Origin of the sequence: Kitasatospora sp. NPDC097605, from assembly GCF_040302725.1 — a bacterium.
In the GTDB taxonomy this organism is placed as follows: domain Bacteria; phylum Actinomycetota; class Actinomycetes; order Streptomycetales; family Streptomycetaceae; genus Kitasatospora.
The window spans coordinates 270,052-296,185 of record NZ_JBEOSF010000002.1; the positions used below are offsets into that span (position 1 = coordinate 270,052).

At 72.3% G+C, this 26,134-nt stretch carries 27 protein-coding genes and 2 pseudogenes; 12 read left to right on the forward strand and 17 right to left on the reverse strand.

Annotation, left to right across the window (positions count from 1 at the left end; all coding sequences use genetic code 11):
• Positions 1-34: 34 nt before the first annotated feature.
• The 3 genes from ABTX81_RS03215 to ABTX81_RS03225 all read right to left on the reverse strand — a co-directional run bounded on the left by ABTX81_RS03215 (position 35) and on the right by ABTX81_RS03225 (position 5,087).
• Positions 35-1,006 (reverse strand): AraC-like ligand-binding domain-containing protein, encoded by a 972-nt coding sequence (locus ABTX81_RS03215; RefSeq protein ID WP_350541213.1) that lies wholly within the window; start codon positions 1,004-1,006, stop codon positions 35-37.
• A gap of 115 nt (positions 1,007-1,121) precedes the next feature.
• A complete protein-coding gene (locus ABTX81_RS03220; RefSeq protein WP_350541214.1) occupies positions 1,122-3,869 on the reverse strand; it encodes a helix-turn-helix transcriptional regulator in 2,748 nt (915 codons plus the stop codon).
• Between the two features lie 105 nt (positions 3,870-3,974).
• Positions 3,975-5,087, reverse strand: a complete 1,113-nt coding sequence (locus tag ABTX81_RS03225) for a hypothetical protein (RefSeq protein WP_350541215.1) — start codon at positions 5,085-5,087, stop codon at positions 3,975-3,977.
• 249 nt (positions 5,088-5,336) lie between these two features.
• Here ABTX81_RS03225 and ABTX81_RS03230 point away from each other — a divergent pair, with 249 nt between their 5' ends.
• Entirely contained in the window at positions 5,337-5,936 is a 600-nt protein-coding gene (locus ABTX81_RS03230) for a hypothetical protein (RefSeq protein ID WP_350541216.1), read from the forward strand.
• A 226-nt stretch (positions 5,937-6,162) separates the two neighbouring features.
• Here ABTX81_RS03230 and ABTX81_RS03235 read toward each other — a convergent pair whose 3' ends face one another.
• From ABTX81_RS03235 to ABTX81_RS03245, 3 genes are all read right to left on the reverse strand, one after another.
• Entirely contained in the window at positions 6,163-6,465 is a 303-nt protein-coding gene (locus ABTX81_RS03235; protein ID WP_350541217.1) for a cupin domain-containing protein, read from the reverse strand.
• Between the two features lie 103 nt (positions 6,466-6,568).
• Positions 6,569-7,240 (reverse strand): response regulator, encoded by a 672-nt coding sequence (locus ABTX81_RS03240; RefSeq protein ID WP_350541218.1) that lies wholly within the window; start codon positions 7,238-7,240, stop codon positions 6,569-6,571.
• The gene (locus ABTX81_RS03245; RefSeq protein WP_350541219.1) at positions 7,237-8,487 is read right to left on the reverse strand and encodes a sensor histidine kinase; all 1,251 of its coding nucleotides are present in this window, start codon (positions 8,485-8,487) and stop codon (positions 7,237-7,239) included. The genes ABTX81_RS03240 and ABTX81_RS03245 overlap by 4 nt, the downstream gene beginning before the upstream one ends.
• Before the next feature lie 133 nt (positions 8,488-8,620).
• Between ABTX81_RS03245 and ABTX81_RS03250 the strand changes: the two genes are divergently transcribed.
• Entirely contained in the window at positions 8,621-9,841 is a 1,221-nt protein-coding gene (locus tag ABTX81_RS03250) for an alpha/beta hydrolase family protein (RefSeq protein ID WP_350541220.1), read from the forward strand.
• Positions 9,842-9,960: 119 nt separating this feature from the next.
• Here the strand turns inward: ABTX81_RS03250 and ABTX81_RS03255 are convergent, their stop codons facing one another.
• The 6 genes from ABTX81_RS03255 to ABTX81_RS03280 all read right to left on the reverse strand — a co-directional run bounded on the left by ABTX81_RS03255 (position 9,961) and on the right by ABTX81_RS03280 (position 15,632).
• Positions 9,961-11,472 carry an alpha/beta hydrolase gene (locus ABTX81_RS03255; RefSeq protein ID WP_350541222.1) on the reverse strand — a complete coding sequence of 504 codons (1,512 nt, stop codon included), beginning with the start codon at positions 11,470-11,472 and terminating at the stop codon, positions 9,961-9,963.
• Positions 11,473-11,687: 215 nt separating this feature from the next.
• Positions 11,688-12,092 carry a hypothetical protein gene (locus ABTX81_RS03260; RefSeq protein WP_350541223.1) on the reverse strand — a complete coding sequence of 135 codons (405 nt, stop codon included), beginning with the start codon at positions 12,090-12,092 and terminating at the stop codon, positions 11,688-11,690.
• 57 nt (positions 12,093-12,149) lie between these two features.
• Positions 12,150-12,518, reverse strand: a complete 369-nt coding sequence (locus tag ABTX81_RS03265; RefSeq protein ID WP_350541224.1) for a hypothetical protein — start codon at positions 12,516-12,518, stop codon at positions 12,150-12,152.
• An 82-nt stretch (positions 12,519-12,600) separates the two neighbouring features.
• Complete coding sequence (locus tag ABTX81_RS03270; protein WP_350541225.1) at positions 12,601-12,867, reverse strand: hypothetical protein; 267 nt, start codon at positions 12,865-12,867, stop codon at positions 12,601-12,603.
• Between the two features lie 31 nt (positions 12,868-12,898).
• A complete protein-coding gene (locus ABTX81_RS03275; RefSeq protein ID WP_350541324.1) occupies positions 12,899-14,374 on the reverse strand; it encodes an NF041680 family putative transposase in 1,476 nt (491 codons plus the stop codon).
• 136 nt (positions 14,375-14,510) lie between these two features.
• On the reverse strand, positions 14,511-15,632 hold the full coding sequence (locus ABTX81_RS03280) for a serine hydrolase domain-containing protein (protein WP_350541226.1): 1,122 nt from the start codon (positions 15,630-15,632) through the stop codon (positions 14,511-14,513).
• A gap of 215 nt (positions 15,633-15,847) precedes the next feature.
• On the opposite strand from ABTX81_RS03280, the gene ABTX81_RS03285 reads away from it, so the two are divergent.
• Complete coding sequence (locus tag ABTX81_RS03285; RefSeq protein WP_350541227.1) at positions 15,848-16,372, forward strand: P-loop nucleotide/nucleoside kinase family protein; 525 nt, start codon at positions 15,848-15,850, stop codon at positions 16,370-16,372.
• Between the two features lie 163 nt (positions 16,373-16,535).
• On the opposite strand, the gene ABTX81_RS03290 is transcribed toward ABTX81_RS03285, so the two are convergent.
• Together ABTX81_RS03290 and ABTX81_RS03295 are read right to left on the reverse strand one after the other, a co-directional pair.
• The gene (locus ABTX81_RS03290) at positions 16,536-16,709 is read right to left on the reverse strand and encodes a hypothetical protein (protein WP_350541228.1); all 174 of its coding nucleotides are present in this window, start codon (positions 16,707-16,709) and stop codon (positions 16,536-16,538) included.
• Positions 16,699-17,160: an ATP-binding protein gene (locus ABTX81_RS03295; protein ID WP_350541229.1), complete on the reverse strand. Its 462-nt coding sequence runs from the start codon at positions 17,158-17,160 to the stop codon at positions 16,699-16,701. Before ABTX81_RS03295 ends, ABTX81_RS03290 begins: the two co-directional genes overlap by 11 nt.
• Positions 17,161-17,301: 141 nt before the next feature.
• Between ABTX81_RS03295 and ABTX81_RS03300 the strand changes: the two genes are divergently transcribed.
• The 4 genes and pseudogenes from ABTX81_RS03300 to ABTX81_RS03315 all read left to right on the forward strand — a co-directional run.
• Positions 17,302-18,177, forward strand: a complete 876-nt coding sequence (locus tag ABTX81_RS03300) for a helix-turn-helix domain-containing protein (RefSeq protein WP_350541230.1) — start codon at positions 17,302-17,304, stop codon at positions 18,175-18,177.
• Positions 18,178-18,179: 2 nt separating this feature from the next.
• Positions 18,180-18,365, forward strand: a complete 186-nt coding sequence (locus ABTX81_RS03305) for a DUF397 domain-containing protein (RefSeq protein ID WP_350541231.1) — start codon at positions 18,180-18,182, stop codon at positions 18,363-18,365.
• A 62-nt stretch (positions 18,366-18,427) separates the two neighbouring features.
• A complete protein-coding gene (locus ABTX81_RS03310; RefSeq protein WP_350541232.1) occupies positions 18,428-18,610 on the forward strand; it encodes a DUF397 domain-containing protein in 183 nt (60 codons plus the stop codon).
• Between the two features lie 54 nt (positions 18,611-18,664).
• Positions 18,665-18,955: pseudogene (locus ABTX81_RS03315) on the forward strand (mycothiol transferase); the annotation flags it as partial.
• A gap of 103 nt (positions 18,956-19,058) precedes the next feature.
• On the opposite strand, the gene ABTX81_RS03320 reads toward ABTX81_RS03315, so the two are convergent.
• Both ABTX81_RS03320 and ABTX81_RS03325 read right to left on the reverse strand, forming a co-directional pair.
• The gene (locus tag ABTX81_RS03320) at positions 19,059-19,532 is read right to left on the reverse strand and encodes a hypothetical protein (RefSeq protein WP_350541233.1); all 474 of its coding nucleotides are present in this window, start codon (positions 19,530-19,532) and stop codon (positions 19,059-19,061) included.
• Positions 19,533-19,719: 187 nt separating this feature from the next.
• Complete coding sequence (locus ABTX81_RS03325) at positions 19,720-20,865, reverse strand: chymotrypsin family serine protease (RefSeq protein ID WP_350541234.1); 1,146 nt, start codon at positions 20,863-20,865, stop codon at positions 19,720-19,722.
• A 675-nt stretch (positions 20,866-21,540) separates the two neighbouring features.
• Between ABTX81_RS03325 and tgmC the strand changes: the two genes are divergently transcribed.
• A complete protein-coding gene (gene tgmC, locus ABTX81_RS03330; RefSeq protein WP_350541235.1) occupies positions 21,541-22,683 on the forward strand; it encodes an ATP-grasp peptide maturase system methyltransferase in 1,143 nt (380 codons plus the stop codon).
• A 61-nt stretch (positions 22,684-22,744) separates the two neighbouring features.
• Here tgmC and ABTX81_RS03335 read toward each other — a convergent pair whose 3' ends face one another.
• Positions 22,745-23,209 (reverse strand): pyridoxamine 5'-phosphate oxidase family protein, encoded by a 465-nt coding sequence (locus ABTX81_RS03335; RefSeq protein WP_350541236.1) that lies wholly within the window; start codon positions 23,207-23,209, stop codon positions 22,745-22,747.
• A 310-nt stretch (positions 23,210-23,519) separates the two neighbouring features.
• On the opposite strand from ABTX81_RS03335, the gene ABTX81_RS03340 reads away from it, so the two are divergent.
• The 4 genes and pseudogenes from ABTX81_RS03340 (at position 23,520) to ABTX81_RS03355 (ending at position 25,946) form a co-directional block, all read left to right on the forward strand.
• Positions 23,520-23,975, forward strand: a complete 456-nt coding sequence (locus tag ABTX81_RS03340; protein ID WP_350541237.1) for a hypothetical protein — start codon at positions 23,520-23,522, stop codon at positions 23,973-23,975.
• Between the two features lie 497 nt (positions 23,976-24,472).
• Positions 24,473-24,871 (forward strand): sensor histidine kinase, encoded by a 399-nt coding sequence (locus ABTX81_RS03345; protein ID WP_350541329.1) that lies wholly within the window; start codon positions 24,473-24,475, stop codon positions 24,869-24,871.
• Positions 24,868-25,339, forward strand: a pseudogene (locus ABTX81_RS03350) (response regulator); the annotation flags it as partial. The gene ABTX81_RS03345 and the pseudogene ABTX81_RS03350, both read left to right, overlap by 4 nt.
• Positions 25,340-25,655: 316 nt before the next feature.
• A complete protein-coding gene (locus tag ABTX81_RS03355) occupies positions 25,656-25,946 on the forward strand; it encodes a hypothetical protein (protein ID WP_350541238.1) in 291 nt (96 codons plus the stop codon).
• The last annotated feature ends 188 nt before the right edge of the window (positions 25,947-26,134 follow it).

The window sequence follows — 26,134 nt, forward strand, 5'->3', positions numbered from 1 at the left end:
GTCGGTGGTGAGCGCCGGCTCGTCGCCGGCCGCGTCAGCCGGTTTCCTCCGCTCCTAACCCACGGGCCCGCCATTCGCGCGGCGGCACGCCGTAGGCGGCGCGGAAGGCCCGGCTGAAGTGTGCCGGATTGACGAACCCCCAGCGCTGGGCGACCGCCGAGACCGTCGGCGCGGTGCGGCCGCGCCGGGTCAGCTCACGGGCGCACGCCTCCAGCCGGCGCTGCTGGATGAGCCTGCTCACCGTCACTCCCTCGCCCTCGAACAGCCGGTGCAGGTACCGGACCGAGATGTGGTGGGCCTGGGCGATCCGCTCGGGCGCGAGCGCGGGGTCGCCCAGGTTCCGGTCGATGTACTCGCGCATCCGGCGGACCAGCCGCGCGTTGGGGTTGTCCGGCCCGTCGGCCGGGCGGGTCAGGGTGAGCTGGGCGACGAGCGCGCTGAGCAGGTCGGCGACGCTGCCGGCCAGCCGGTCGCCGACCGGGGCGGGGTAGGAGTCGGCGGAGGCGGCGAGGCCGCCGAGGAAGGACAGCAGCACCGGTCCGCACCCGTCGGCGGGGCCGACGGCCGTCGCCGAGGCCTGCCGCAGATCGCGCTCCGGCACGCCCAGCAGCCGGCGCGGCAGGTGGAACAGGTGGGTGCGGAACCGCTCGGGGTAGTCGAAGGCGTACGGGCGCGCCGTGTCGTAGAGGACGAGCCCGCCGGCCGCCACCTCCGCCCGGCGCCCGTCCTGCTGCAGCACGGCCCGGCCGGACACCTGCACGCCGACCCCGACCTGCGGTTCGCACCGCGGGGCGCGGGCGATCAGCGCGGCCGTGCGGGAGAACCGGGCGGCGTCCGCCTCCAGCGTGGAGACCCGTACGTATCCGAGCCGGTGCGAGACCAGCTGGCCGTCGAACGGCCGTCCGGTGAGCGGGCGCAGCTCGACCGGTACCAGCGTCCGCGACACCGCCCCGCCCAGGTACGCCGCCTTCTCGCCGTCCGGGACCGCCGCGGTCGTCACCCGCATGCCCATCTGACCGCCCTTCCGTCGAATCCCTGCCCGATCAGCCTGACCGACCGGGCAAGCGAAGGGTTAGGTCATCTGACTGGTGTGCTGGGCGGGGGCCTCGGCAGCGGGTACGTCAGGCCGGGCCGACGGTCTGGGCGAGGGCGTGGGCGAGCGCGGCGCGGGAGGTGATGCCGAGCTTGGGGAAGATCTTGTAGAGGTGCGCCGCGACCGTGCGCGGCGACAGCTGGAGCCGCTGGCCGATCTCCTTGTTGGTCAGGCCGGTCGCGGCCAGCCGGGCGATCCGCAGCTCCTGGCCGGTCAGCAGGGTCGGGGCGGACGGGACCGCGGCCGGGCCGCGCTGCGGCGGGACCACCAGGTCGCCCGCGGCCCGCAGCTCCTCCTCGCACTGCGCCGCCCAGGGCCCGGCCTCCAGCCGGCGGAAGACGTGGTGGGCCGCGCGCAGCACCTCCCGGGCCCCCGGGCGGTGGCGGCGGCGCAGCCAGGAGCCGTGGGCGAGCCGCAGCCGGGCGAGGTCGAAGACCCACCGCTCGGCGCCCGGCACCTCGTAGGCGGCGCGGTAGGCGTCGTCGGCGTCGTCGTCCTCGGCGGCCACCGCGGCGGCGGCCGCGACCAGGAAGGCGTGCCGGCCGGAGATCTCCGCGGAGCGGGCCGCCCGCGCGGCGGCGAGGTGGGCCAGTGCCTCCTCCCGGCGGCCGGTGTGCACGGCGGCCGCCACCAGGTCGAACACCAGCGCGTGCTGCCAGGGCGGGCCGCCGGCCGGCCGGCCCGGCGGGACGAGCTCGCCGATGTGCGCGTACGCCTCCTCGTGCCGCTGGTGGGCGAGCGCGGCGAGCCCGCGCAGATGGGTCAGCCGGTCGAGGACGTACCGCATCCGGGCGCGGGTGGCGATCGGGCGGACGGCCCGGTCGACCGCGTCCAGTGCGGCCTGGTCGCCGCGGCCGGCCAGGAAGGCGGCGTGGTACTGGCGGAACAGCAGGGCGTTGGTGTGGTAGCCCAGTTCCTCGGCGATCTCCGCCTCGCGCAGGCAGTCCCCGGCCCGGTCCCAGTCGCCGAGCAGGAAGTCCTGGTGGCACTTGGCCTTCGCCACCGAGCCCTGGCTGGCGTAGCCGTGCAGCCCGGTGAAGCGCTGCCACAGGTCGGCCTCGGGGCAGTCGAGGGCCGAGCTGGTCCAGAGCAGCAGCCAGGCCGCGCCGGCCTCCTGCTCCTCGGTCAGGTCCCCGGCCACCGCGAGCAGGGCGTCGGCGACGCCCGGGCCGGGCTCGGTCCAGGCCCGCAGGCAGAGCCGGCCGACCTCGGAGACGGCGTCCCGGTGCCGGCGCAGGGCCTGCCAGGCCCATGGGTCGTCGGTGTAGCTGGCGGCCAGCAGCAGCTTGAAGTAGGCCTGTTCGACCAGCCCGCCGAAGGTGTCGGCGCCCGGTGCGGTCAGGGTGTCGAGGGCGCCCGGCAGCAGGGCGGCCGAGGACGCGAAGTCGATGTGGTGGCTCTGGTCGGCGTAGACCACCGCGTAGGCGAACAGCGGCGCGACGTCCGGCGGGACGGTGCAGGTCTTCAGTTCCTCGACCAGGGCGGCGGTGTGGCGCAACTGGCCGCCGTGGGCGGCCACCACGGCGGCCCGGGTGAGCCGGCGGACGCGGTCGTCGGCGTCGGGGCTGAGCACGGCGGCGCGTTCGAGCAGCAGCGCGCCCTCGGCGGCGCCGCCGCGCTCGGCGAGGTCGCGGCCGGCCGCCTCCAGGCGCCGCGCGAGGTCGGCGTCGGGCAGCAGCGCGGCGGCGGCCTCGTGGACCAGCCGCCGGGGGTCGCCCGGGGCGAGGGCGGCGGCCAGCGCCCGGTGGGCGTCGCGGCGCGCGGCGTCGGAGGCCGCGGAGACCACGGCGGTGCGGGCCAGCGGGTGGCGGAACACCAGCTGCCCGGTGTCGTCGAGCCGGGCCAGGCCGTCCGCCTCGATCCGCTCCAGGGTCTCCCGCACCTGGCCGTCCGGGAGGGCGCGCAGCCAGGTGCCGCTGTTGAGGTCCGGGCCGGTGGCCAGGGCGCCGAGCAGCAGCAGCCGGCCGACCTCCGGGGTCATCGCGTCCAGCCGTTCGGCGAACATCCGCTCCAGCCGGCGCCCGAGCGGCAGCCGCTCGGGCAGCGGGGCGACCCCGCGCTGCTGGGCGGCGGCGAGCTGCCGGGGCAGCTCCACCAGGGCCAGCGGGTTGCCGTCCGCCTCGGCGAGCACCCGGTCGCGGGTGCTCCCGGCCAGGTCCGGGTAGCAGGTGCCGAGCAGCACGGCGGCGTCCGCCCGGGGCAGCGCCCGGACGTCGACGGCTTCGGCCGACCAGGTCTGCGCGGCCGTGCCGTCGGGGCGGCTGGCGCCGACGATCACCAGCGGCAGCTCGGCGCTGCGCCGGTGCAGGAAGCCGAAGACGGTGGCACTGGAGGAGTCGATCCAGTGCAGGTCGTCCAGGACCAGCAGGACGGGGGCGGTGCGCGCCGCGTCGGCGAGCAGCGCCAGCGCGGCGGCGCCGACGGCGAAGCCGCTGGGGGTGCCGGAGCGGGCGCCGAACGCGCTCTCCAGGGCGTCCCGCTGGTGGGCGGAGAGCGCGTCGGAGCGCTGGAGCAGCGACCAGAGGGCCTGGTGGAGGGCGCCGAACGCCAGGTCCGTCTCGGCCTCGGCGCCGACCGCGCGCAGCACCGTGAACCCCCGCTCGCGCGCGACGCGCTCGGTCCAGGCCAGCAACGTGCTCTTGCCCACACCCGCGTCACCGCGCAGCAGCACCGTGCCACCGCCCGCCCCGCCCCCGGCCCGGGCCAGCGCACCGGCCAGCAGCTCCGTCTCCCGCCGCCGCCCGATCAGTGCCGGGTCCTGCCTGTGGTACGCCACGCTACTTTCCTCTTGGGTCGGCCGCCCGCCTCCGGGGCACCCAAGGTTATCCCCTGCCGGAGAACGCTCCGTCCGCCCCGGCGACGCCCCGGGGATCCGCGGGCGTCAGGCCATCAGGGCGCGCACCTGGTGGTCCGGGTCCGCGGCGTCGTACAGCGTCTCGACGCCCGTCCCGTCCGGCCGGAGCGAGCAGACGACCGTGGCCCGGGACAGCTCCTGCCCGGAGGGTCCGACCGCCAGCAGCAGCCGGTCCCCCGCCACCACCGCGTCGGTGACGGCGACACCGGGGGCGCCGGGGAGCAGGCCGCGCAGCACGGGGGCCAGGTCCGTGGCCGTCCACCGGTGCGTCCCCCGCCCGTAGCGCCACAGCTGCCCGGATTCCATGACGACGGTGGCACCGTCCGCCGTGACCGAGGGCCGCCCCGCCACTATGTCGTTGGAGCGGGCGCGGAACGACCACGATCGATCGGCCGAGTCCATCCCGTGGAGCACGGTGTGTTCCCACCAGAGGCCGAACTCGGTGGTCGCGCACCAGAGGTTCCCGGCCCCGACCGCCGTGACGAACGCGCCCGTGCCCGGCTCGACGACCAGGGCGCTCTGCATCCTTCCGCGCCGGCCGCCCGACGGCCGCCCCCACCCTGCGGGGTCGATCTCACGCCACCCGTGCCCGGCGGGCGCCGGGGTGAGCAGCACGGGCACGGAGCGCTCCTCGCCCGAGCGGCCCGGCGGCTCCAGCCTGCCGCCCGTCAGCACCAGCGGCTCCTCCGAGGTGCTGGTGGCGCCGAGGACGAGGTACCGGTCCGGGACGTCGATCCGCTCCCAGGCTGTCGCTCCCCAGGGAAACCGGTGCACACTGCGCACTCTCCCGAGAGGCGTCGACCAGTGCTCCGCACCGACCAGCACGGTCGTCCCGTCCCGCAGCACGTGGTACTGGCCCGGCTGCGGGTCGGTGGCCGGTGAGGCCGGGACGGTGGCGAACGCGCCGCCCACGCCGTCCGCGACGTGCACGGGGGCACCGCCGTCTGCGGACGCCACGACCACGGAGACCCCGTGATCGTGGCGGACGATCCGCACCGGGTACGCCCGGAGTCCGCGGACCTGGCACCCCGGCAGCCGGGAGCGCCGGACGAGCCCACCGTCCCGCAGCTCGGCGAGGACCAGGTCATTGCCCTCCCGGAGCGCCACCGTCGGGGCCGCGCCCCGCATCGGCTCCCTCATGCGAACAGTGCTCCCATCCGGCCGCCGGTCCGCCGGCCCCAAGAAGAACCTACCGAGACCTCGTTCTCGCGTCATCGGGACCGTTGTTCCCCCGGCCGGGACCAACGGCCCGCAGACCCGGGGGTGGGCGGGCGGCAGGCTTTACCCCAGAACGAACCGCACCGCCGCTCCGCCGCACGGCCCGGTCCGACGTCCGTCGGGCCGCCCCTGGTCCCGTCCGAGGACCCGCCCCCACCGAGGAGCCCCGCCATGGCCGTTCAGCACCTCACCGCCGCCCGTACCTCCGGCACCTCCCTGCGCCGCGCCGCCTCCGCCGCCGCCGCCGCTCCGGTCACCGCGAGCGGCGCCGCCCTCGCCACCGCCCGGATCGCGCTCGGCTCCGTGTTCCTCTGGGCGTTCGCCGACAAGACCTTCGGCCTCGGCTACTCCACCGCCGACGGCCGGGCCTGGCTCAACGGGGTTTCGCCGACCAAGGGCTTCCTCAGCCACGTCGCCGCCGGCCCGCTGCGCGGGACCTTCCACGCGATGGCCGGCCAGGCCTGGGCGGACTGGATGTTCATGCTCGGCCTGCTGGGCATCGGGCTCGCGCTGGTCGGCGGTGTCGCGCTGCGGGTCACCGCCGCCGGCGGGACCGCGCTGCTCGCCCTGATGTGGGCCGCCGAGTGGCCGCCCGCCCGGCACCTCACCGACGGCGGCGCGAGCGGTTCGACCAACCCACTGCTCGACTACCACGTCGTCTACGCCCTGCTGCTCATCGCCCTCGCGGTCACCGGCGCCGGCGCCACCTGGGGCCTCGCCCGCCGCTGGGCCGCCCTCCCGGTCGTCCGCGACCACGCCTGGCTGCGCTGACACCGCCCGCCTCCCCGACAGCCGGGGCCGGTCGCGATCTCCCCTCGCGACCGGCCCCGGCTCATGTCCGCCACCGGTCTGCCTGGGAAGCTGGGGCCATGCCGAGGACCGGCTCGCCGACAGCGGCGAGTCCCCGACCTACCGGCCGTTCGAGTTCGTCTCCGCCGACCGCCGGACCCTGCTCTCTCTGGAGGAGTGGTGCTGAGCCGCCGGGCCCGCCCCGGCCTCAGCCCGCCTCTTCCACCAGGACCAGCGTCCCCGTGCTGCCCGGTCGCACGGCGTGCCGGGCACCGGCCGCCACCCGGTAAACCTCACCCGGTCCGAGCGTCAACTCGACGTCTTCGACGAGCAGTTCGAGGCGTCCGTCGAGGACCAGCAGCAGCTCCGCCGCGTCATGCACCTCGACCGGCAGCGGCCGCCCGTCCATCCGCAGGACCTTCACGGCGGCGGTTCCCACCCGCCCGAGCACACGGGAGTTCCACGGCGTCGGCAGCGCGGACGCCGCCTCGTACAGATCGACCGGGTTCATGGCACACCTCTCGGCGGGTTCGAAGGGGGGACGGGCTGGACGCTACCCGGGCCCGCGGGCCGATTGGTCGACCGTTCGGTAAAACCTCGAAGCCCGGCCGCGGTCAGCGGGAGAGGCCCGCGTGGTGGGCGAGGATGGCGAGGCGGACGCGGTCACGGGCGGCGAGCTTGTGGAGCAGCCGCCCGATGTGGGTCTTGGTGGTGCCCTCGGTGATGTGCAGCCGGGCGGCGATCTCCGGGTTGGTGAGGCCGTCGCCGACCAGCGCGAGCACCTCGCGCTCGCGGGCGGTGAGCGCGGCGACGGCCGCGCGGGCCCGGGTGCGGGCCGGGTCCTCGGGGGCGCCGGCCGCCCCGTCGGCGAGCAGTCCGGCGATCAGCCGGCGGGTGATGCTGGGCGCGAGCGCGGCCTCGCCGGACGCCACCGCCCGGGTGGCGGCGAGGAGTTCGGACGGCTCGGCGTCCTTGAGCAGGAAGCCGCCGGCCCCGGCGCGCAGCGCGCCGCGTACGTACTCGTCGAGTTCGAAGGTGGTGAGGATCAGCACCCGGCTGCCGGACGGTCCGGCGGTGATCCGGCGGGTGGCCTCGATGCCGTCCAGGCCGGGCATCCGGATGTCCATCAGTACGACGTCCGGCCGCTCCCGGTGGGCGAGTTCGACGGCCTGGGCGCCGTCCGCCGCCTCGCCCGCCACCGCGAAACCGGGGGCCAGCCGCAGGATGCCGGCGAACCCGGCCCGCACCAGGGCCTGGTCGTCGGCGACCACCACCCGGATCGTCACGGCCGCACCGCCGCCGCGCCGTCCAGCGGCAGGACCGCCGTGACGCGGAACCCGCCGGCCGGGGTCGGCCCGGCGAGGCACCAGCCACCGTACGGGGCCACCCGCTCGCGCATCCCGGCCAGGCCGGTTCCGCCCTGCGGCATCGCGACGGGAACGCGGCCCGGGGCGGGGCCGTCGTCCGTGACCTCCAGCCACAGCTCGCCGTCCCGGTACTCCACCTCCACCCGGGCCGACGCCGCGCCGGAGTGCCGGACCACATTGGCGAGCGCCTCCTGCGCGATCCGGTAGCCGGACAGGCCCACGCCGGGCGGCAGTTCACGCTCCGGGCCGTGGATCCGCACTCGCACGGCAACGCCCGCGGCGCCCGTCCGCTCCGCCAGCCGCGCCAGGTCCGCCGCCGTCAGACCGGGCGCGGGGGCGGGCGGCGCGCCCGGCCCGGTGTCCTCGCGCAGCACGGCCAGCAGCGCCCGGGTCTCGCGCAGCGCCTCCGCGCTCACCGCCCGGATCGCCGCGAGCGCGGCGCCGGCCGGACCGTCCTGCTGCGCGGCGCGCTCCAGCGCGTACCGCCCGAAGCCCGCCTGGACGCTCACCACGCCCAGGCTGTGCGCCACCACATCGTGCACCTCCCGCGCCAGGAGCAGTCGTTCCTCCGAGCGGGCGGCGCGCTCCAGGGCGGCCCGGTGGGCGGCGAGGGCGGCGCTGTGCGCGCGGTGCCGGCGTACCGCGTCCCCCACCGCCCAGCCGACCGCCTGCCCGAGCACCGCGAGCGGCAGGTTGCCGTCCACCTCGCCGGGCGCGGCCAGGGTGACCGCCCAACCGGCGGCGGCCGCACCGAGCGCCACCCGGGCGGCCCGCCGGTCGTGGGCCGCCGCCGTGTACGCCACCAGCACCCCGACCAGCACCGCCCAGAACCCGACGACCAGCCCGATCGCGGGCTGCCGGCAGCCCACCACCGTGCCCGCCCAGGCGAGCGCGGCGAGCCCGCACGCCCGCCCCGGGTCCTGCCGCCGCAGCGCCAGCGCCATGCCGAGCACCACGGTGGCGAGCAGGGCGACGGCCACCGCGGCGGGGCCGTCCGGCGGCGGGTTGCCGCGCCCGTGCGGGTCGAAGTCCCGGGCGGCGTCGAGCACCCGGGCGGCGGTCACGGCCGTGCCGCCCAGCGCGGCGAGCGGGTCCGTCCAGGTCCGGTGCGCGGGCGCCAGCCGCTTGGTCCACGGGACGGGCGCGACGCGCTGGTCGTTCTGCACCCGGCCAGGCTAGCCACGGGCGGCCGGGCCGGCATCCGACCACGGTCGTATGCCCACGGCCCGACGCGCCGGACGGGGTCCGGGCGCCACGGTGGGGTCGCACAGCCGAACCCGCCAGCGAAGGAACTCCCCCATGCCCCACCGCCGTCACCGTCCGGCCGCCGCCGCGCTCGCCGTCCTGCTCGCCGCCGGCGCCCTCGTCACGACCGGCACCGCGACCCCGGCCGCCGCTTCGAGCAGCACCGTCACCGCCCCGATCCCGCTCACCCTCCCCGCGCCGGGCGGCCCGCTGCCCGTCGGCACCACCACGCTCCACCTCGTCGACCCACGGCGCCCCGACCGCTGGGCGCCCACCCCGCGTCCGCGCGAACTGATGGCGCAGCTCTGGTACCCGGCCGCCGCCTGCGGCGCGCCCGCCCACCGGCTCGCGCCGTGGACGGGGCCGGCCGAACAGGCCCACCTGGAGGCCGACTACCTCGGCGTCACCCCCGGCCGGCTCACCTGGCCGACCACCCACGCGCGCCAGGACGCGCCCGCCGACCGCACCGCCCGCCATCCGGTGGTCCTCTACTCCCCCGGCTCGCGCGCCGACCGCTCCTTCGGCACCCTCGCCGCCGAGGACCTCGCCTCCCGGGGCTATGCGGTCGTCGTCCTCGACCACACCTTCGATGCCGGCGAAGTCGCCTTCCCGGAAGGCCGGTTGGAGGTCCGCAACAAGCCCGCCGTGTTCGCCATGACGGACGAGGAGATCGTCGCCTACCGCACCGCCGACACCCGCTTCGTGCTCGACCGGCTCACCGACCTCGCCGCCGGCACCAACCCCGACGCCGAGCACCGCCCCCTCCCGCCCGGCCTCGGCGCGGCGCTCGACCTCACCGCCGTCGGCGTGGCCGGCCACTCGATGGGCGGCGCCACGGCCGTCCAGACCCTGCACGACGACCCGCGGGTGCTGGCCGGCGCCTCGCTCGACGGCCCGGTCTTCGGCACCGTCGCCACCGACGGACTGGACCGCCCACTGCTGCTGTTCGGCGCCTCGGACGTCCGCCCGGCCCGCGACGCGATGTGGGACGCGCTCTGGCCGCGCCTCACCTCCTGGCGCCGCCAGCTGCGGCTGGACGGCTCCGGGCACGGCAGCTTCGCCGACCTGGAGGTGCTGCTGACCGCCGCCCGGCCCGTCCTCCCCTGGCCCGCCGACGAGGTCGACCACCTGCTCGGCACCATCGACCCGGCCCGCGCCGTCGCCGCCCAACGCGCCTACCTGGCCGCCTTCTTCGACCTCCACCTGCGCCACCGCCCGACGCCGCTGTTCACCACGCCCTCCCCCGCCCACCCGGAGGTCCACCTGATCCGCTGACGCCGGCCGCGGACCCGCGCCGCCCGGCCGCCGGGGTGGGCCGGGCACGCTCCCGGTGTCCGCCGGTACGGACGTCTCCGTACCGGCGGACACCGGCGCGCCGTGCCTCCTGCCGGCCCTCAGGACGGCGGGGACGGCCGGCAGGACAGGTCCCGCTCCGGCAGCACGCCGGTGCTCAGGAAGCGGTCGGCGGCGGTCACCGCGCAGGACGGCACCCAGCGGTCGTAGGCGCCGTGGTTGCCGCTGTCCACCGTGACCATCCGGGCCCGTTCGCCGAGCGTCGCCCGCATGCCGAGCGCGCCGACCAGCGGGGTCGCCGGGTCGCGCTCGGTCTGCAGCAGCAGGATGTTCCTCGGTCCCCGGTCGGTGATCCGCACCGCGGGCTCCACCGGGGCCGGCCAGAACGCGCACGGCCAGACGTTGGCGCCCATGCCGTTCAGGATCGGGTTGCGCCGTCCGCTCTCGGTGACCCTGCGCTGGTACCCGGCGAGGTCGCGCGACGCCGGGGTGTCGTTGCAGAGCACCGCCGTCAGCGCGGCCACGTCGTTGTCCTCGGGGACGTCCGAGGGGCCCTTGGCCAGCCACCAGTACGGGACCGGCCCGGTGCCGTCGTCGGCGAGGAAGCGCCACCAGTCGGCGATCTCCTGGAACAGCGCGGTGTGGTACGAGTCCAGGCGGTAGACGGTGCGCCACAGGTTGCCGTTGACCGGCCCGGCCACCGGGTGGTTCACCGGTGTCCGGTCCAGCTTCGCGGCCAGCGCCAGGTAGTTGGCGCGCACGGCCGCCGGGGTCGCGCCGAACCGCAGGGTCGCGTCGCGCTCGGCCGCCCAGGCGGCGAAGTCCTCGAAGCGCAGCTCGCTGGCGTGGTCCCAGGTGGCGAGACGGTCCTGCCAGGTAACGTTGGGGCTGACGTTGGCGTCCAGCACGAAGCGGTCCGCGCGCCCCGGGAACAGCTCGGCGTAGACCACGCCCAGGTAGGTGCCGTACGACGCGGCGCGGTAGGAGATCTTCGACTCGCCGAGCGCGGCGCGGATGCGGTCCAGGTCGCGCGCCGTGTTGGCGGTGGTCGTCTGCCGGATCAGCTCGCGGTCCCCGGCGAGGCAGTCGCGCGCCAGGTCACGGGCGTAGCGCACATTGGGGGCGATCGAGCCGTCCGGGGCCGGGAACGGGAAGACCAGCTCGTACGGCACCCCGGCCGCCGTCCGGCCGCAGGTGACCGGCGTGCTGCGGCCGACCCCGCGCGGGTCGAAGCTCACCAGGTCGTAGCGGTCCAGCACCTCCTGGGGGTAACCGGCCTCCTGGGCCGTGGGCAGGTGCAGGCTCGCGATCCCCGGCCCGCCGCCGTTGTGGACCAGGATCCCGCGCCGCAGCCCCGGCTTGGCGGTGGGGAGCTTCGACACCGCGATCTCGATGGTCCGCCCGCGCGGGGCCCGGTAGTCCAGCGGCACGCGCACCGTGGTGCAGCGCAGCCGCGGGTCCGCCGGGGCCCCGGACGGGTCGGCGGGGCAGTCCGTCCACACCGGTGGGCGGGGCCGCTGCTCCGGCGCCGCCTCGGCCGCCCCGGTACCCGCACCGGCGAGTACCAGGGCGAGCGCGATGCCGACGGTTCTCAGTGGTCCTCTTAATCTCATAGGTCTGGACCATAGGGACGGAACCGCAGGCTGTCGTCCTCCTGAAGGGGTACTGGCTAGTTGATCCGCTTCGCGACGGCCGCGTTGTCGGGGAAGGCTGTGCTTGCCGCTCCCACCCCGGTGACGCATTCGGCCCCGCCGTGGTCTCCGTCTCCCCAGCCTCGGGTTTCCTCGATCACCAGCGCGCGCAGGGAACGCCACGCTGCCGATCCGGGCTACGCACCCTCCGGTCGTCGGGTGCACCCCTGGAACCGGCGCCTCAGGTCTCGAGCCTCGATGCTGTCGGGGTCGAACGTCTGATACGCGATGTCCCTTGTCACAGCGGGGCCGTAGAGCCTGACAGCTCGGCAGTCGAAGCAGAACGCGATCTCGAAGAGGACCTGCTCCGGGAAGACCGGATGGCGGCCGGTGCGGGCCCGAAGCGCGAAGCCGGGGATGAAGCACCGCATCCTGACGCCCGGTGGGATTCCCGCAACCTGCGTGAGCACCTCCTGCGCGTCCTCCCAGATCCCGATCGTGTCACCGGGAACGGAGTCTTCCCACGCGGGCCAGCCGTGGGGGTCGGTGATCCGCACGACCTCCACGATCTCGATCAAGTCGGCGGTGGTGGGTAGCAGCATCCGGTCAGTGTTCCAGAGGGCCGCCGCAGGCACCGACTCCCTCGCGCGGCACGTAGTTCATCCCACCGGTTCCGCAGTCGGCAACGGAGCCCAGGGAAGCGCTTCACGCCAGCCCGGCCGGTTGTTGGCCCAGTCCTGAAGCAATTCGGCAACGGGCTCGACGGCGAACGCCTCGTGCGTGCGCGGCACATGGGCTCGGAAGTGCCTGTCCGGGCCGCCGTCACGGTATTCGACCTGGTAGCTGAGGTCGTCGTTGAGATAGACCTGCATGTAGTGCTGACCCGCCGGTTCGAGGTCGAGTCGCTCGACCACAACGAACCGCCAGGTCAAGCTCATGTCGGCCAGGAGATCGTGCAGCTGATGGTCGGACGGGTCGTCCCACGACGTCCCGTCCCACTCGATCGCCCGCAGTACCGGTGTCGCCATGAGGGCGACCGTACTGGCTGATCACACAGCCGACATCGGCAGGGCTGGCTGACGCTTATGAAACAGGCCCTGACCTTGTCGTTTAACGACCTCGTCGGGCGAGATCGATGAGGGACGCTGTCGGCCAGCAGAGCCAGTACAGGAGCCGATTCAGCACCACGTAGTAGTGGAAGCTGACCCATCCGTTCTCCTTGTCGACGATCAGGGGTGCGCCGTCCCGGTAGACGTAGCGGAGGTACCGGCGGCGGATCGGTTCTCCGGCGATCAACAACACCGGCGAGGCCGCGATGATCCCCACATAGATCAGGGCCCTGCTGGCGATCAGTCTGGCCGGTTCGTCGATGCGCATGACGGCAGTGTGCCGGGCCTTGGTCGTCGTGTCAGCTTGATCGTCGGGGTTCGGTGCCCTTCTGATGATGGGCGGGCCGGGCGCATGCCTCGCCGGTGGCCAGGACTCTGCCCACCTCGTAGCGGGGGGTGGGCCGCTGGTTCTTCGAACCCAGCGGCCGCCCCGGGCCAGGGCGGGTGGGTTTCGGTGCACGCGCTGGTGAAGAAGACTTCGTGTGCAGGTTCCTGAACCCGCGTCGGACACGGGCGGGGGTGAGCTTGTTCGGTTCCGCCGACTTCTCCCAGGGGTGGCGAAGGTCGGCGACGAGCGGGCGGGCGAGGCGGAGCTGAGTATGTGCGGCGATGACGATCCAGGTCCAGCGGTCGGCCGCCGCCGAGTCCCGCAGGCGGGGCCGGGTCCAGCCCAACGTCTGCTTGAGCAGGCGGAACGTGTGCTCCAGGTCGAACCTTCGCAGGAACGCCTGCCAGCAGCGGTCGACGTCGGCGGGGTCGGCGCCGGTGCGCGACCACCAGAGCCAGACCGGCCGGTTCACCCCGCCGCTGGGCAGCTTCTCGACGGCCAGACGGATCACCGCGCCTTCGAGGAGCGGCAGCTCGCCGTCGTGGTCCAGCCAAGCCGCCCGTCGGGTCAGCCGGGGGTGGAGCCGGTCCCAGGCCCTGGCCACGGCGGTGCCGTAGCGGCGGGTCTCGGTGGTGGTGACCACCTGCTCGTCGCCACAGGTGGCGGGGTCGCCGAAGACAAACTCGCCACCGTGCTCGGGCGGCCGGCCCCCTGCTGGATGAGCCGCGTGCCACTCGGCCCGGGTCAGCGCCGGGCGGCGCATCACCCGGTCCGAGCGGAGCCGGCCGAGGACCTGCACCGGCAGGTCACCGAGCAGGTGGTCGATGCGCGGGGCGTCGTAGCCGGCGTCCATCACCACCAGGACCTCCGGATCGCCGGCCTTCCACTGCCCCGAAGTGATCAACCGGACTATCACGTCGCGGAGTTGGGCGGTGGTGATGGCGGCCGGGTCGGCGCCGGGCTTCAGCCGCACCGCATCCAGGATCGCCGTCCACGACGTCCGCCCGGTCTCCAGCGCGACCACGAAGGAGTACGGCCAGCCCGGGATCATCTGGTGCTTGGCGTCGCCGCGGCCGTAGGTATGGCAGAAGGAGCGGTCCGGGCAGGTCCCCGCGTCCGGCCGTAGCCACGGCGAGACGTCCACCGCGAGCACCAGGCGGCCGTCGGCGGCGCGTGCCGGCGGCAGGCCGGCCAGTTCGGTCCGCAGCCGTTCGACGTCCGGCCGGCCCTGGTTCAGCGCGCCGTACAGGGCACCGTGCCCGCGCCGGTGCTCGGGCGCCAGCGCCAGGCCCACCAGGGTCTTCACCGGCCCGTCGGTGCACAGCACTGCGTCGGTCAGCTCGAACAACGCGTCGCGCCGCCTGGTCAGGCAGTCGTAGAAGACCCCCCGGACGCGTGACAGTTCGGCGAACGGCTCGCCCTGGACATCCTGTTCCACCACAATCACCAGCACGGCCTTCACGTCAAGTCCTGTAACCCTTAGTCGAGTTCAGGATTACGCGAAGGCCGTGCCCACGCCCCAAAGACACCCGAACGAGTGATCACCAGGCCTGCTTGTTCGAGGCAGGTGGATAAATCACAAGCTAACCCGCGCGCCCGGCACCGCACAGCGCCGCGTCCACGGCCGCCTCAAGCCGCCGCGCCGTCGCTTCGTCGTCCGGCTGCACGGTGATGGTGATGTTCGCGGCGCGCCCGTCCTCGGTGGCGCCGCCGCGCGTCTCGTACCCCGGGATGCTGCCGCCGTGGCCCCAGGAGACCCCGCCGCAGGACAACGGCGAACTCACCAACCCCAGACCGTACTTGGCGCCGGGGGCGAACGGCTTTCCGGCGTCGACGGTCCGCCGCATCTCGGCGAGCTGCGCCGGCCGGAGCAGCTCTCCGTCCACCAGGGCGCCGAAGAACCGGTTGAGGTCGGAGGTGGTGGACACCAACTGCCCGGCCGCCCAGGCCCAGGAGGGGTCCATGTCCGTGATGTCGATCAGCGGCCCGCCCGCCGACTCCCGGTAGTAGCCGTGCGGATGGGCCTCGCGGATCGCCGTGTCGCCGGGGGCCGGGAAGTAGGTGTGCCGCAGCCCGAGCGGGCGGATGACGCGCCGGTCGATCTCCTCGGCGAGGGGGCGGTGGGTGACCTCCTGGACGACCAGGCCGGCGAGCACGTAGTTGGTGTTGCTGTACGCCCACCCCTCCCCCGGCGCGAAGTCGGCCGGGTGGCGCAGCGCGATCTCGACCAGCTCGCGGGGCTGGTACAGGCGGACGTCGTCGCCGAGGTAGCGCGTGTAGTTGGGCAACCCGCTGGTGTGCTGGAGGAGTTGGCGGACGGTGATGCCGCTGCCGTCGACGACGCCCGGCAGGTACCGCTCCACGGGCGCGTCCAGCCGGATCCGTCCCTCGCCGACGAGTTGGAGCACGACGGCGGCGGTGAACGTCTTGGTGTTGCTGCCGATCCGCACCTGCCCGTCCCTGGGCACCTTCGCCCCCGTGCTCACGTCGCCCACCCCGGCGGTGTAGCTCCGGCTCCGGCCGTCGAGGTACCGGACGGCCCCCAGCGCCCCGGGCGCCCCGCCCTCCCGCACCAACGCGTCGATCCGCTGCTGGACGACGTCCGGCCGCTGGGCGGCGACGGCGGACGGGGCGGTGACGGCGAGGGTTCCGACGGCGACGGCCGCGGCGACGACCGCCTTCCAGCGGAAGGTGTGCGCGTTCATGAGGTGTCTCTCCCACGGTGGTACGGGTGCTCGGTGATCCCCACGACATCACGCGCCCTGACGCACCGTCGTCAGCTCACCGAACGACCGAGATCGTCTCGCCGTGATCCCGAGGTCCCGCACCACCTCGTCCTGTGGACGTACAGCCACCGGCCGGTGGGCGCGCGCAGACGAAGGGGTGGTCTTCCGGTCGGTCTCCCTGCCAGGATCCGGGTATGACCACGTTGTTCCTGATGGTCGGCCTTCCAGGGGCCGGAAAGACCACGAGGGCTCGACAACTCGCCGCGGAGCACGGCGCGCTGCGCCTGTCGACCGACGACTGGATGATTCCCCTGTTCGACCAGGCGGAGGCCGACGGGAAGCGCGACGTACTGGAAGGACGCATGCTCTGGCTCGCCCTGGAGGCGGTCAAGCTGAGGACCAACGTCGTCCTGGACTACGGCTGCTGGTCACGGGACGAACGGGCCGCGATCCGCCGGCTGGCGGAGGCCGAGGGCGCGTGCTTCCACATGGTCTATCTGCCGGTGGACGATGAGACCCAACGCGCCCGCATCGCCCACCGCTGGGCGACCACCCCCGATGAGACGCTGCCCCTGTCGGAGGCGGACATCCTGTACGGGCGGGCGCACTTCGAGGAGCCCGACGCGGCGGAACTGACGGGCGCCGGTCCCACCGACCCGCCACCCGGCTGGACGGGCTGGCGCGAGTGGGCCGCCCACCGGTGGCCGTCGTTCGCGTGACCGCCGCGGCCCACGGCACCACGGCCGGAACGGATGCGCCCGCGCCGGCCACCAGGCCGGCGAAGGCGGCCTCGGAGGAGCTCCCGGAGGCGCCACTCCGACCCGCGCCGCCGGGCTTCGAGGCCTGCTCGAAGCCCGGCGGCCGCGTCCCGCTCCACCGGGGTCAACGGGGCGTGGCCGTGGAGGTGGGGACGGGGAACGGGCCGGAGTGCGGATGGCGATCGTGGTGGCGGGCGGTCAGGGGGTAGGCCCACGCCAGCAGGGCGAGGAGCAGCACGAACGGGAGCAGGGTGCAGAGTGCGGCGCTCCCGCCGCCGCTGCGGGGTTCAGTCGGCATCGGCGAGGTCGAGTTCGGCCCAGACGGTCTTGGCGTTGGGGTGGCGGGGAACGGTGCCCCAACGGTCGGCGAGGGCGTCGATCAGGACGAGCCCCCGGCCGGACTGGGCGTCCGAGGTCCGGGCGGTGGGCAGGGCGGCGAGGACGGGGAGGCGGTCGCCTCGGCAGTCGGAGATCTCGATCCGGAGGGTGGCGCCCCGGCGCACAAGGGTGGTGAGACAGAGGTGCAGCTCGAATCCGCGCCCCGCAACGCGACCGTGCCTGATCGCGTTCGACGCCAGCTCCGCGACGATGATCAGCGCGGAGTGGAACGCCTCTCCGAACGTGGAATCGACTCCCCAGAGCGCGAGTTGGCGTCTGGTGACGGCGCGGCAGAGGCAGGCCCCCTTCGGTGTGGCGTCGAGTGTGATGGTGTGACGGCGGGGGTTGTCGAGCGGGATTTCGGTCGTCATGGAGAAAAGCGTGGCCCGCCGGACGTACGCTGACCACGAGTCCGGCGAGCACGGAGGGTGCTTGTCCGGACGCGGAGGGTCGACCGGTCGGGGCGGCTCGGATCATTCGGTCGCAAACACGTGTGAGCAGGGGTGATTCCCATGGTGAGTGGTGTCGAGCGTACGGTCTTCGACGACGGCGAGACGGCGGAGAACTCGGACGGGGTGGCGGAGTTCTACAGCGCCGTGGGCAAGTTGATGAAGATGTTCCGCGAGCGGGCGGGGCTGACGCAGCGCGAACTGGCCGACATCATCGGCTACAGCGAGGACATGTTGGGTGCGGTGGAGCGGGGGAAGCGGACGCCGAGAATCGAGATCCTGGCGAAGGTGGACGACGCCGTGGGCGCGGGCGGGGCGCTGAAGCTCATCGCGGACGACGTGATGAAGGCGAAGATCCGGATCAGCGAGCGCCACCCGGCGTTCTCGAAGGCCTTCACGGCCGAGGAGTCGAAGGCGATCGAGATCCACGACTACAGCACGATGGTGATCCCGGGGCTTTTGCAGACGGAAGCCTACATCCGAGCGCTGTACGACATGCGTCGACCTCTGCTCTCCCCCGACCAGGTCGACGAGTGGGTCGCAGCTCGGATGGCCCGGAAGGAGATCCTCGCCCGGTGGCCATTGCCGGTGGTGACGTGGGTGATCGACGAGAGCGTGTTGCGACGCCCCCTGGGTGGTTGGGACGTCCACCGGGAACAGCTCGAGCACCTCCTCAAGGTCGGCGACATGCGAGGCCCGGAGCTCCAGGTGATGCCCCTCGACCGGATGAATCACGCGGGCATGGGAGGCTCGTTCGCTCTCCTCACTCCCCCTGGTCGGCCGCAGATCGGCTACGTGGCGGCGCAGCACGTGAATCGACTGATCACGGATCCCGTGGAAGTCCGTAATATGGCTGCACGGTACAGCAGCATCCGGGCTCAGGCCCTGGGCCTGAGGGAGTCCATGGCCCTGATCGAGCAGATTCTGGGAGAGCGGTAGGCATGACCGAGCTGGCGTGGTTCAAGAGCAGCTACAGCACCAACGAGGACGCCAACTGCGTGGAGGTCGCCGAGATGCCCGGCACCGTCCACGTCCGTGACTCCAAGGACAAGAGCGGCCCGCAGCTGGCCTTCGAGCCAGCCGCCTGGCAGGCGTTCGTCACGTTCGCCGCGAACGCCGACGTCTGAAACAGCACCCCACCGACGGCCCGCCGCTTCCCAGCGGCGGGCCGTCGGCGCATCCTGCTCCCATGACTGAACTGACCTGGTTCAAGAGCAGCCACAGCAGCAACGAGGACGCCCAGTGCGTCGAGGTCGCCAAGACCCCCGACACCATCCACGTCCGCGACTCCAAGGACAAGACCGGCCCCCAGCTCACCTTCGAACCCCCCGCCTGGCGAGCGTTCGTCGATTTCGCCGCGACCATCGACTGAGACATAGCCACAAATTCGCCACACGAGCCGTTCATGGCAAGCCTTATCCGGCCCGGTTTCTACCAGCGCGTGTGGGAGCACTCGAGCGCGACGATCAACGAGCTTCCCCTCGACGCCGCCTGCCCCGTGCCGTGGTGGCCGCAGCCTCATGGCGGCACGAACCTGTTCGCCGTCCTGGTCCACGTCCTCGGCGCGCCCGTCCGCCATGCCGGCCACGCCGACATCCTGCGCGAGGGCCTCGACGGCCGGACCGGCTTGCGCCCCGAACACGAGCAGTCGATCGACGAGGAAGCCCGTGCCGCCTACCGCGCGAAGATCGAGCAGGCCGCGGGTCGGCCGCAGCCATCAAGGCCTACTAAACACCCGCCCTGTGAACGGAGTGGGAAGTCGGCGGGCCCGACTTCCCACTCCCATCACCCCTTTGCACGCTTGCCGGCCAGTGACCGGGTTACCTCGGGACACCACCCGGCGGACCCATCGTGGCGGTGGCGTCGAAGCCACTGATCGGCTGGCTCTCCTCGTACGACACACTGATGCCGCCGGCCAGCTTGGCGATGGCGTCCTTCAGGTCCTTCGACGTCGTACCCGCCTTCGTGGTGCCGACCTTGATGCCCGATCCGTCCGGAAGCATGGCGGCGGAGTGGACGGGAGCCGGGAGCCGGTTCGACTCAGCGGCCTCTCCGATCAGCTCGATCACAGGGTCGACCGTCCCTCGTGAATACTGACACTTCCGGATGACCGTGTAGGACGTCTGGAGGCCCGGGTGCGCATTGGCAGCCGACTCGACCAGGGTCCGCGCCCGCCCCTCGTCGGTCGCGAACAGGATGACATGCCGCCCGCTCGGGTCCAACTGGAGTGCGCCAAAGGTGTCCTTGAAGTCCGCACGCCCTTGCTCCCCAAGGGCCGACTCCAGGTTCTGCAAGGCGGAGTATGTGAGCGCATCGACCGCCGACGGATGAGACTTGGGCTCTCCGCCGTCTCCTCCTGCCACTGACCCACTGGCGCACGCACTGAGCAAAAGGCTCGCGAGAAGCCCAGCCGACCAAGCGGCGGCCGGACGGTATAATTTCATAAAAACCGGTCCATCCCTACTAGCTGACTCGTTCCGCTCATGCATGATACGGGGAAATACTCAATCCGACTTCCCTGAAGTAGTCCTTGATTTCAGTCCAGCAGACGTTACTGGTATCCGAACCGCCTGACAGGCTTCCCCGAGCCTGGCGATTTCCAGCACTGAAGGCAAAAACCAGGGCACCACTGTCGCCGTGATCGGCGGCCCAGCCATCGGAGTGCCCGCAGACGCCACGAGAGGAATGCTTCAACCCGTCCCACCAATATGGGACACTTAACTGCCATGTAGTGTCATCATTGGTGACCTTTATGCTGCAAGGAACCCCGTGCCCGGTATAGTAGGACTTCATTCCGTCCTGGCACACCCAGTCACCGTTGTAACTGTAGGCGACACCATCCACTCGATACCACTGGTTCTCAATGTTGTCCGCCTCGTCGGACGTCGCCCCAACCCCTCCACTGGCCCCAGTGTAAATCGCCTCCATATCCCACTTGGTAGACACGTTGGTGACAACTCCGATACGATTCCCCGTCCATTGATGACCCAGATCGTGGTACGGATAGGCATTCCCGTAGACTTCCCAGTTGTCAGGAAAGCAGTGGGCGGCAGTTAGGATGAAGTCTCCGGTTCCCATTGCTGCAACGGCGCCCGTGGTGCACGCGTGCCCATTGACCCCCACATAGTCTCCAGCAATGAACGGCCGGACATCGTTCCAACGCCATTCAAAGCTCTCCAGCGCTTTACCCTCCTCCAGTGAGACCGGAATATCCACGCCCGAAATTCCCCGATGCCGGGAAACCCCGGTTTTCGCGGAAGACAGAGCAGCATTTGCCCCGTCCGTGACGACCCGGAGACCACTTGCGTCGGGATTCAGCGAGACAGAAAAGACGGGATACGGAAGCTTCTGCGACTCAGAATCAGCCACAATCTGATCTCGCGCCGAGACGAGGTCCCTGCGCGAGTAGCCGGCCCTCTCCAGCCTGATCAGCGAAGTATCAATGGCGGGAGCTGCCTTCTTGGCGTCCGCAACAAGGTTGCGAGCCTTTGCAGTATCTGTCACATACAGCACGACATGCCCCTTGGGCGCGTCGATCGAGAGCGACCCGTAGATTTCCGAGTGATTGGTTCGCCCTTGATCCCCCAGCGCATTCGCCACATCCCGAAGCGGGTCGAGAATCTCCATCTGCCGAGCAAGATCCATCTTCGCAAATTGTTGATCAGTCAGCTCGATGCCGACAGCCGGAGAAATTCCGGTAGCACTGCCGCAGTAAGCGTCATGGCCAGAAAGGCCACCGTGGCGCTTCGAATCATCAAGGCCCCCCTTGATTCAATTCCCACCCGTACACACCAGGGCGGAGCCGAGCCGCGACCCTTCGCGCAGCGGCTCCAATCAGCATTGTGACAGGCCATCAGGCCAGCGGCGACACCGATCAGATTGCGACCGCAAAATCCCCTTTTATTACCGCAGGTCGGGACCGTCACAGGCCTCATCCAGAGCGCGGGCCTCGAAGCACGCCCTCCGGTCGAGGTGATCTGCGACAGCATCGACCACAGGGCCGTCCCACTGCGCACCGCGCAGCACCACCCCGACGGCCCGCCGCTCCCCTGCGGCGGGCCATCTGCATCCCCGACACTCAAACGCCACCCCGGCCGACAAGAGACAACTGGACGGGTCCGGCGACGGATTGAGACGGGCTGAACAGTTGCTGATCCCGAACCGCAGGGAGTACTCCTAGCAGCGATCCGACTACAGGCGGCGACAGCTGGTGACTGGCCCACGTCCCGTAGCGAGATCGAGCCCGTCCACCCACGCCATCGCCCTTGCCCTCGCCGACCAGCTACAGAAAGGCCGTGACGCATGAGCACACCGGCTGAACTCCGCGCCGCTCTGGCCGACAGGCTCACCGAGAGCGGCGTGCTGACCGCACGCGAGTGGGAGAGCGCCGCGAGGAGCGTTCCGCGAGAGCTCTTCGTCGGAAGCTACTTCGCCCCGATCGTCGGCAGCGTCCCGACCGGCTACCGGCCCGTCCGCGAGGGCGAGCCCGGCTGGCTGGAGGGGATCTACGACGACCGGACGCTGGTCACCCAACTCGACGGCCGCATCAGCCCCGCGGACACGGCCGGGGAGACCGTGACAGGTGTCCCGTCCTCGTCGTCCACCCTCCCTTCCCTGGTGCTGCGCATGTGGCACCAACTCGATGTCGGGGCCGGGCACCGCGTCCTGGAAGTCGGCACCGGCACCGGGTACTCGACCGCCCTCGGTGCACACCGTCTCGGGGACGCCAACCTCACCAGCGTCGAGTACGACCCGGTCGTGGGTGGGAACGCCGCCCGCGCGCTCAAGGCCGCCGGCTTCGCGCCCCGGCTGGTCATCGGTGACGGGCTGCGCGGCGACCCGGGACAGGGTCAGTACGACCGGCTCATCGCCACGTGCTCGGTGCGGTACATCCCTCTGTCGTGGCTCCACCAGGTGAAACCGGGCGGTCGTATCCTGGTCACGTTCTCCGGCTGGAGCTACGCGAACGCCCTCGCGCTGCTCGACGTGACCGGCCCCGGCGAGGCGACCGGCCGATTCCTCGCCGACCTGACCAGCTTCATGATCGCCCGCCCGCACGACCGGCCGCCCCGTCCGACGCTGGACCTGCTGCCCGGAGAGCAGCGCGCAACCCTTGTCGACCCGGCGGTGCTCGACAGGTGGACGGGCGGCTGGGTGGCCCAGCTCGCGGCGCCGGAGGCCCTTCGCATGGGTGTGGGTGCGCAACAGATCCTCTGGGACCTGGCGACCGGATCACAGGCCCGGACGGCACCCGACCCCGATGGCGGTTGGACCGTGACACAGCGCGGACCCGCCGCCCTCTGGGACCGGGTCGAGCGTGCGGTTCAGTCCTGGCAAGCGGCCGGTGAGCCTCATCAGGACAGCTTCGGGATCACCGTGTCAGCCACCGGACAACGGGTCTGGCTCGGCACCGAGGACGGGCCGGGCTGGGACCTGCCCATCTGACGCGATCACGGCCCGCCGGCCCGCCGCTCCCCCGCGGCGGGCCGGCGGCGTTGGCGGCCCGTCACCCTTCCAGCCACGCCCCGTCGCGCATGACGACCCTTCCGCGCAGCTCCGGCTCGCCGCGCCAGGCCCGCACCGTCTGCGGGACCACGCGGATGTACAGGAAGTCCCCCTCCTCCGCACGCGGGTCCCATCCGAACTTGCCGATGAGCGCCTCCGCCCCGGCCGCGGGAACCTCCTGGTCGGGGAAGTACTCCGCGTCGCCCTGGAGGAGCACCACGTCGGAGGTGTCCGGCAGCGCCAGCCGCACGCGCGGCTCCTTGCGGATGTTCCGCGCGGTCACCGACGCGGCACCGGTGCACATCCACACCGCCTGCCCGTCCCACACGAACCACAGCGGCACCTGGTGCGGCCCGTGGTCGGGGTGGGCCGTCGACACCCAGACATCCCGCTCGGCGACGAGTCGCTCCAGTGTGTCGCGCTGACGCTCCGCCGTCCCGCGGCGAACGATTCCCGTGCTTCCCATGTGAACCGACCCTAGCCACCGGTCCCGCAGCGCACATGCGGCGCGGGACCTACGTCCAGCGACCGATGAACCCCGCGCCCGACCCGGCGGGCCGTCGACGTGCCCCGAGGCGGACCACGGGCGGCGCCGGTGCGATCTCGCCATCGAAGGTCAGTTTCCGGCCCGATACATCCCAACCATTCCCATGACCCCACCTGACATTCGAAACTGAGGCAAGAACTTCCTATTGCACATGTGAAATTTCACATGTGCAACGGCATCCCTCTGCCCGGCAACGTGCCGGGCATTGCCAAGTCAAGGAGCACTCCCGATGAACCGTTCCCTGAAGGGCCTGACCGTGCTCGCGGCCGGCATGGCCACCGCCGCGCTGATGGCCGCCCCGGCCCAGGCCACTACCACCACCACGACCGCGACCTTCGAGACCTGTAGCCCGTGGTCGCTGCAGAGCGGGCTGTCGACCCAGGTCTGCGCCTCCGTCAACGGCACCAACGTCCAGTTCCTCGGCCGCATCGCCCTGGCCGGCCCGCCGTCCCCCGGCTACCCGCCGCAGCCCCAGGACCTCATCACCACGATCTCCGGCCAGGTCGTCGGCGGCGCCTCGCTCGGCTCGGTCAACCAGGGCGTGAACTTCCTCGCCAGCACGGTCACCGTCAACGGCCCGAGCGCCACCGTGCCGTGCAACAACGTCGTCAGCGGCACCTTCAGCGTGGCCAAGTTCGGCTGGAACCCGGCGCCGGTCTCCGTCAGCACCCCGATCCCCTGCTGACCTGAGCACCGACCGGTGATCGCCGGGCTCCGCGGAACCCGTCCGCCGAGCCCGGCGATCACCTCACAGCGCGTGGAGTGGGAAGTCGCGCCGGCCGACTTCCCACTCCACGCGCGTCCCGCGTGATCAGCCGCTGCCGCCCGGGCGGTGGACGGCGAGGTCTCCGCACGCGGACAGCTCGCCCGCCAGGTCACCCGGCTTCGGCCGCAGGGTGGCGTCCAGGAAGGCGAGCGTGGACGCCGCCACGACGCGGGGAAGCGAAGGTGAGGTGGGCGGCGCCGGGACGGCGAGGCGGTCGCGGTGCTGAGCTTGAGGACCTCGGTGAGGCGGGGCAGGTAGCGCTCGTCGGTCTGCGGGCCGATGGCCTGGGTGAGCGCGAGCGCCGGCTGGCAGAAGGGGAGCCGTTCGGGGTCGCGGGGGTAGCCGTCCAGGTCGATGACGGCGGTGAAGCGGCGGTCCTGGCGGGCCGCCTGCAGCGCGGCGGCGCCGCCCAGCGAGTGGCCGGTGGCAGCCGCCCGGGCGGTGTCCAGGCGTCCGGTGAGCGCGGCGGCGCCCCCGCCCCGGTCCAGGCGTTCCAGCCGGGTGAGGACGAAGCTCAGGTCCGCGGCCCCGATCCGGGTGGTCTCGGCGGCCCGCCGGTCGTCCTCGGCGTCGTCGCCGGTGGAGGCGTTCTCGGTGCCGATCGTCCGGCGACCGGGCCCGTCACGGTGGACGTCACCGACACCGGCCCGTACGCGCCACCGTCCGGCGCCACGCCGTCCGGCCACGGCATCCCCGGCATGCGCGAGCGCGCGGCCACCTACGGGGGGACGCTGCGCACCGGACCGCTCCCGGACGGCGGCTGGGGCGTCCACACCCGCCTGAACCTCGGCGGCAGCGGAGTGGTGTCCGCATGACGATCCGCGTCCCGACCGCCGACGACGAGGCCTGCTCCGGATGGCCTTCTCCACCGTCCTCGACGCCCAGCCCGACATCACCGCGGTCGGCGAGGCCGCGGACGGCGCCGAGGCCGGCGCCTCGCCCGCGAACTGCGGCCCGACGTCGTCCTGATGGACGTCCGGATGCCCGGGACCGACGGGATCGAGGCGACCCGGCGGATCGTCAGGGCCTCCCCGAGCAGCCGGGTGCTGATCCTCACCACCTTCGACCTCGACGAGTACGCCTTCGCCGGACTCACCGCCGGCGCCTCCGGCTTCCTGCTGAAGAACACCAGGCCCGAGGAACTCCTCACCACGATCCGCAGCGTCGCCGCGGGCGACGCGGTGGTCTCCCCGCGGATCACCCGCCTGCTGCTGGAAAGCGTCCGCCCGCACCTCCCCACCGGCACCGACGCCCCCCGTGACAGCCGCCTCATCCGCCCGTCCTGCTACCACGCCGGAATCAGACCAACCGCCCGGTTTATCTTGATTGCGAAAGTCCGGAAACCATCATGGTGGCTCATTCGACTCCCACCGACGGTTAGCTCCGGGATCAGTGGGGCGCGTGACCGTTTTGCCGCGCCCGATAAGTTCGGTATCGCGACACTTAATCGCTACAGTTCCGAAATCTCCTGAAAAATCTGATCGTGATCGAAATATCAGATTTGATAATTTCTTTACTTTCCCCGACATCGATCGTTAACGTTCCAGCCGTCGCAATCGCGATGCGAGCTCCAACTCAATTCGAGGGGAAACTATGCGAATGAAGCTCAAGGCCTCGGGCGTGCTCCTGGCGGTCGGCATGGCGGCCGGCGGCGTGCTGATCGCAGCTCCCGGCGCGTCGGCGAGCACCGCCTGCAACGCGACCACCATCACGATCAACAAGGGCTCTGGGGCCGAGGACCCGAGCCAGGCCCAGGGCCACAGCCACAGCACTGGCAGGCACTACGTCGGCGCCATCGACTCCAACAAGATCTGGTACTGGTACGCCGACAACGACGGCGGCAGCGACGGCGACACCTGGGACACCTTCTACGGCATCAAGCAGTGCTAGTCGCGCCCGCTGCGGCGTGAGCGATTTCGGGATATGACGGCGAACCGCCTACCGTCATGCTCCGAATCGCCTAAGGTGTGAAAGGTTCGGGGCGCGGGGGCGAAACGACCACCCCTGCGTCCCGGACCTTCTTTTCATGCGGCCCGGTCGTCAAGTGGGGTGAGTTGTGAATCTTTTGAAAAAGAGCC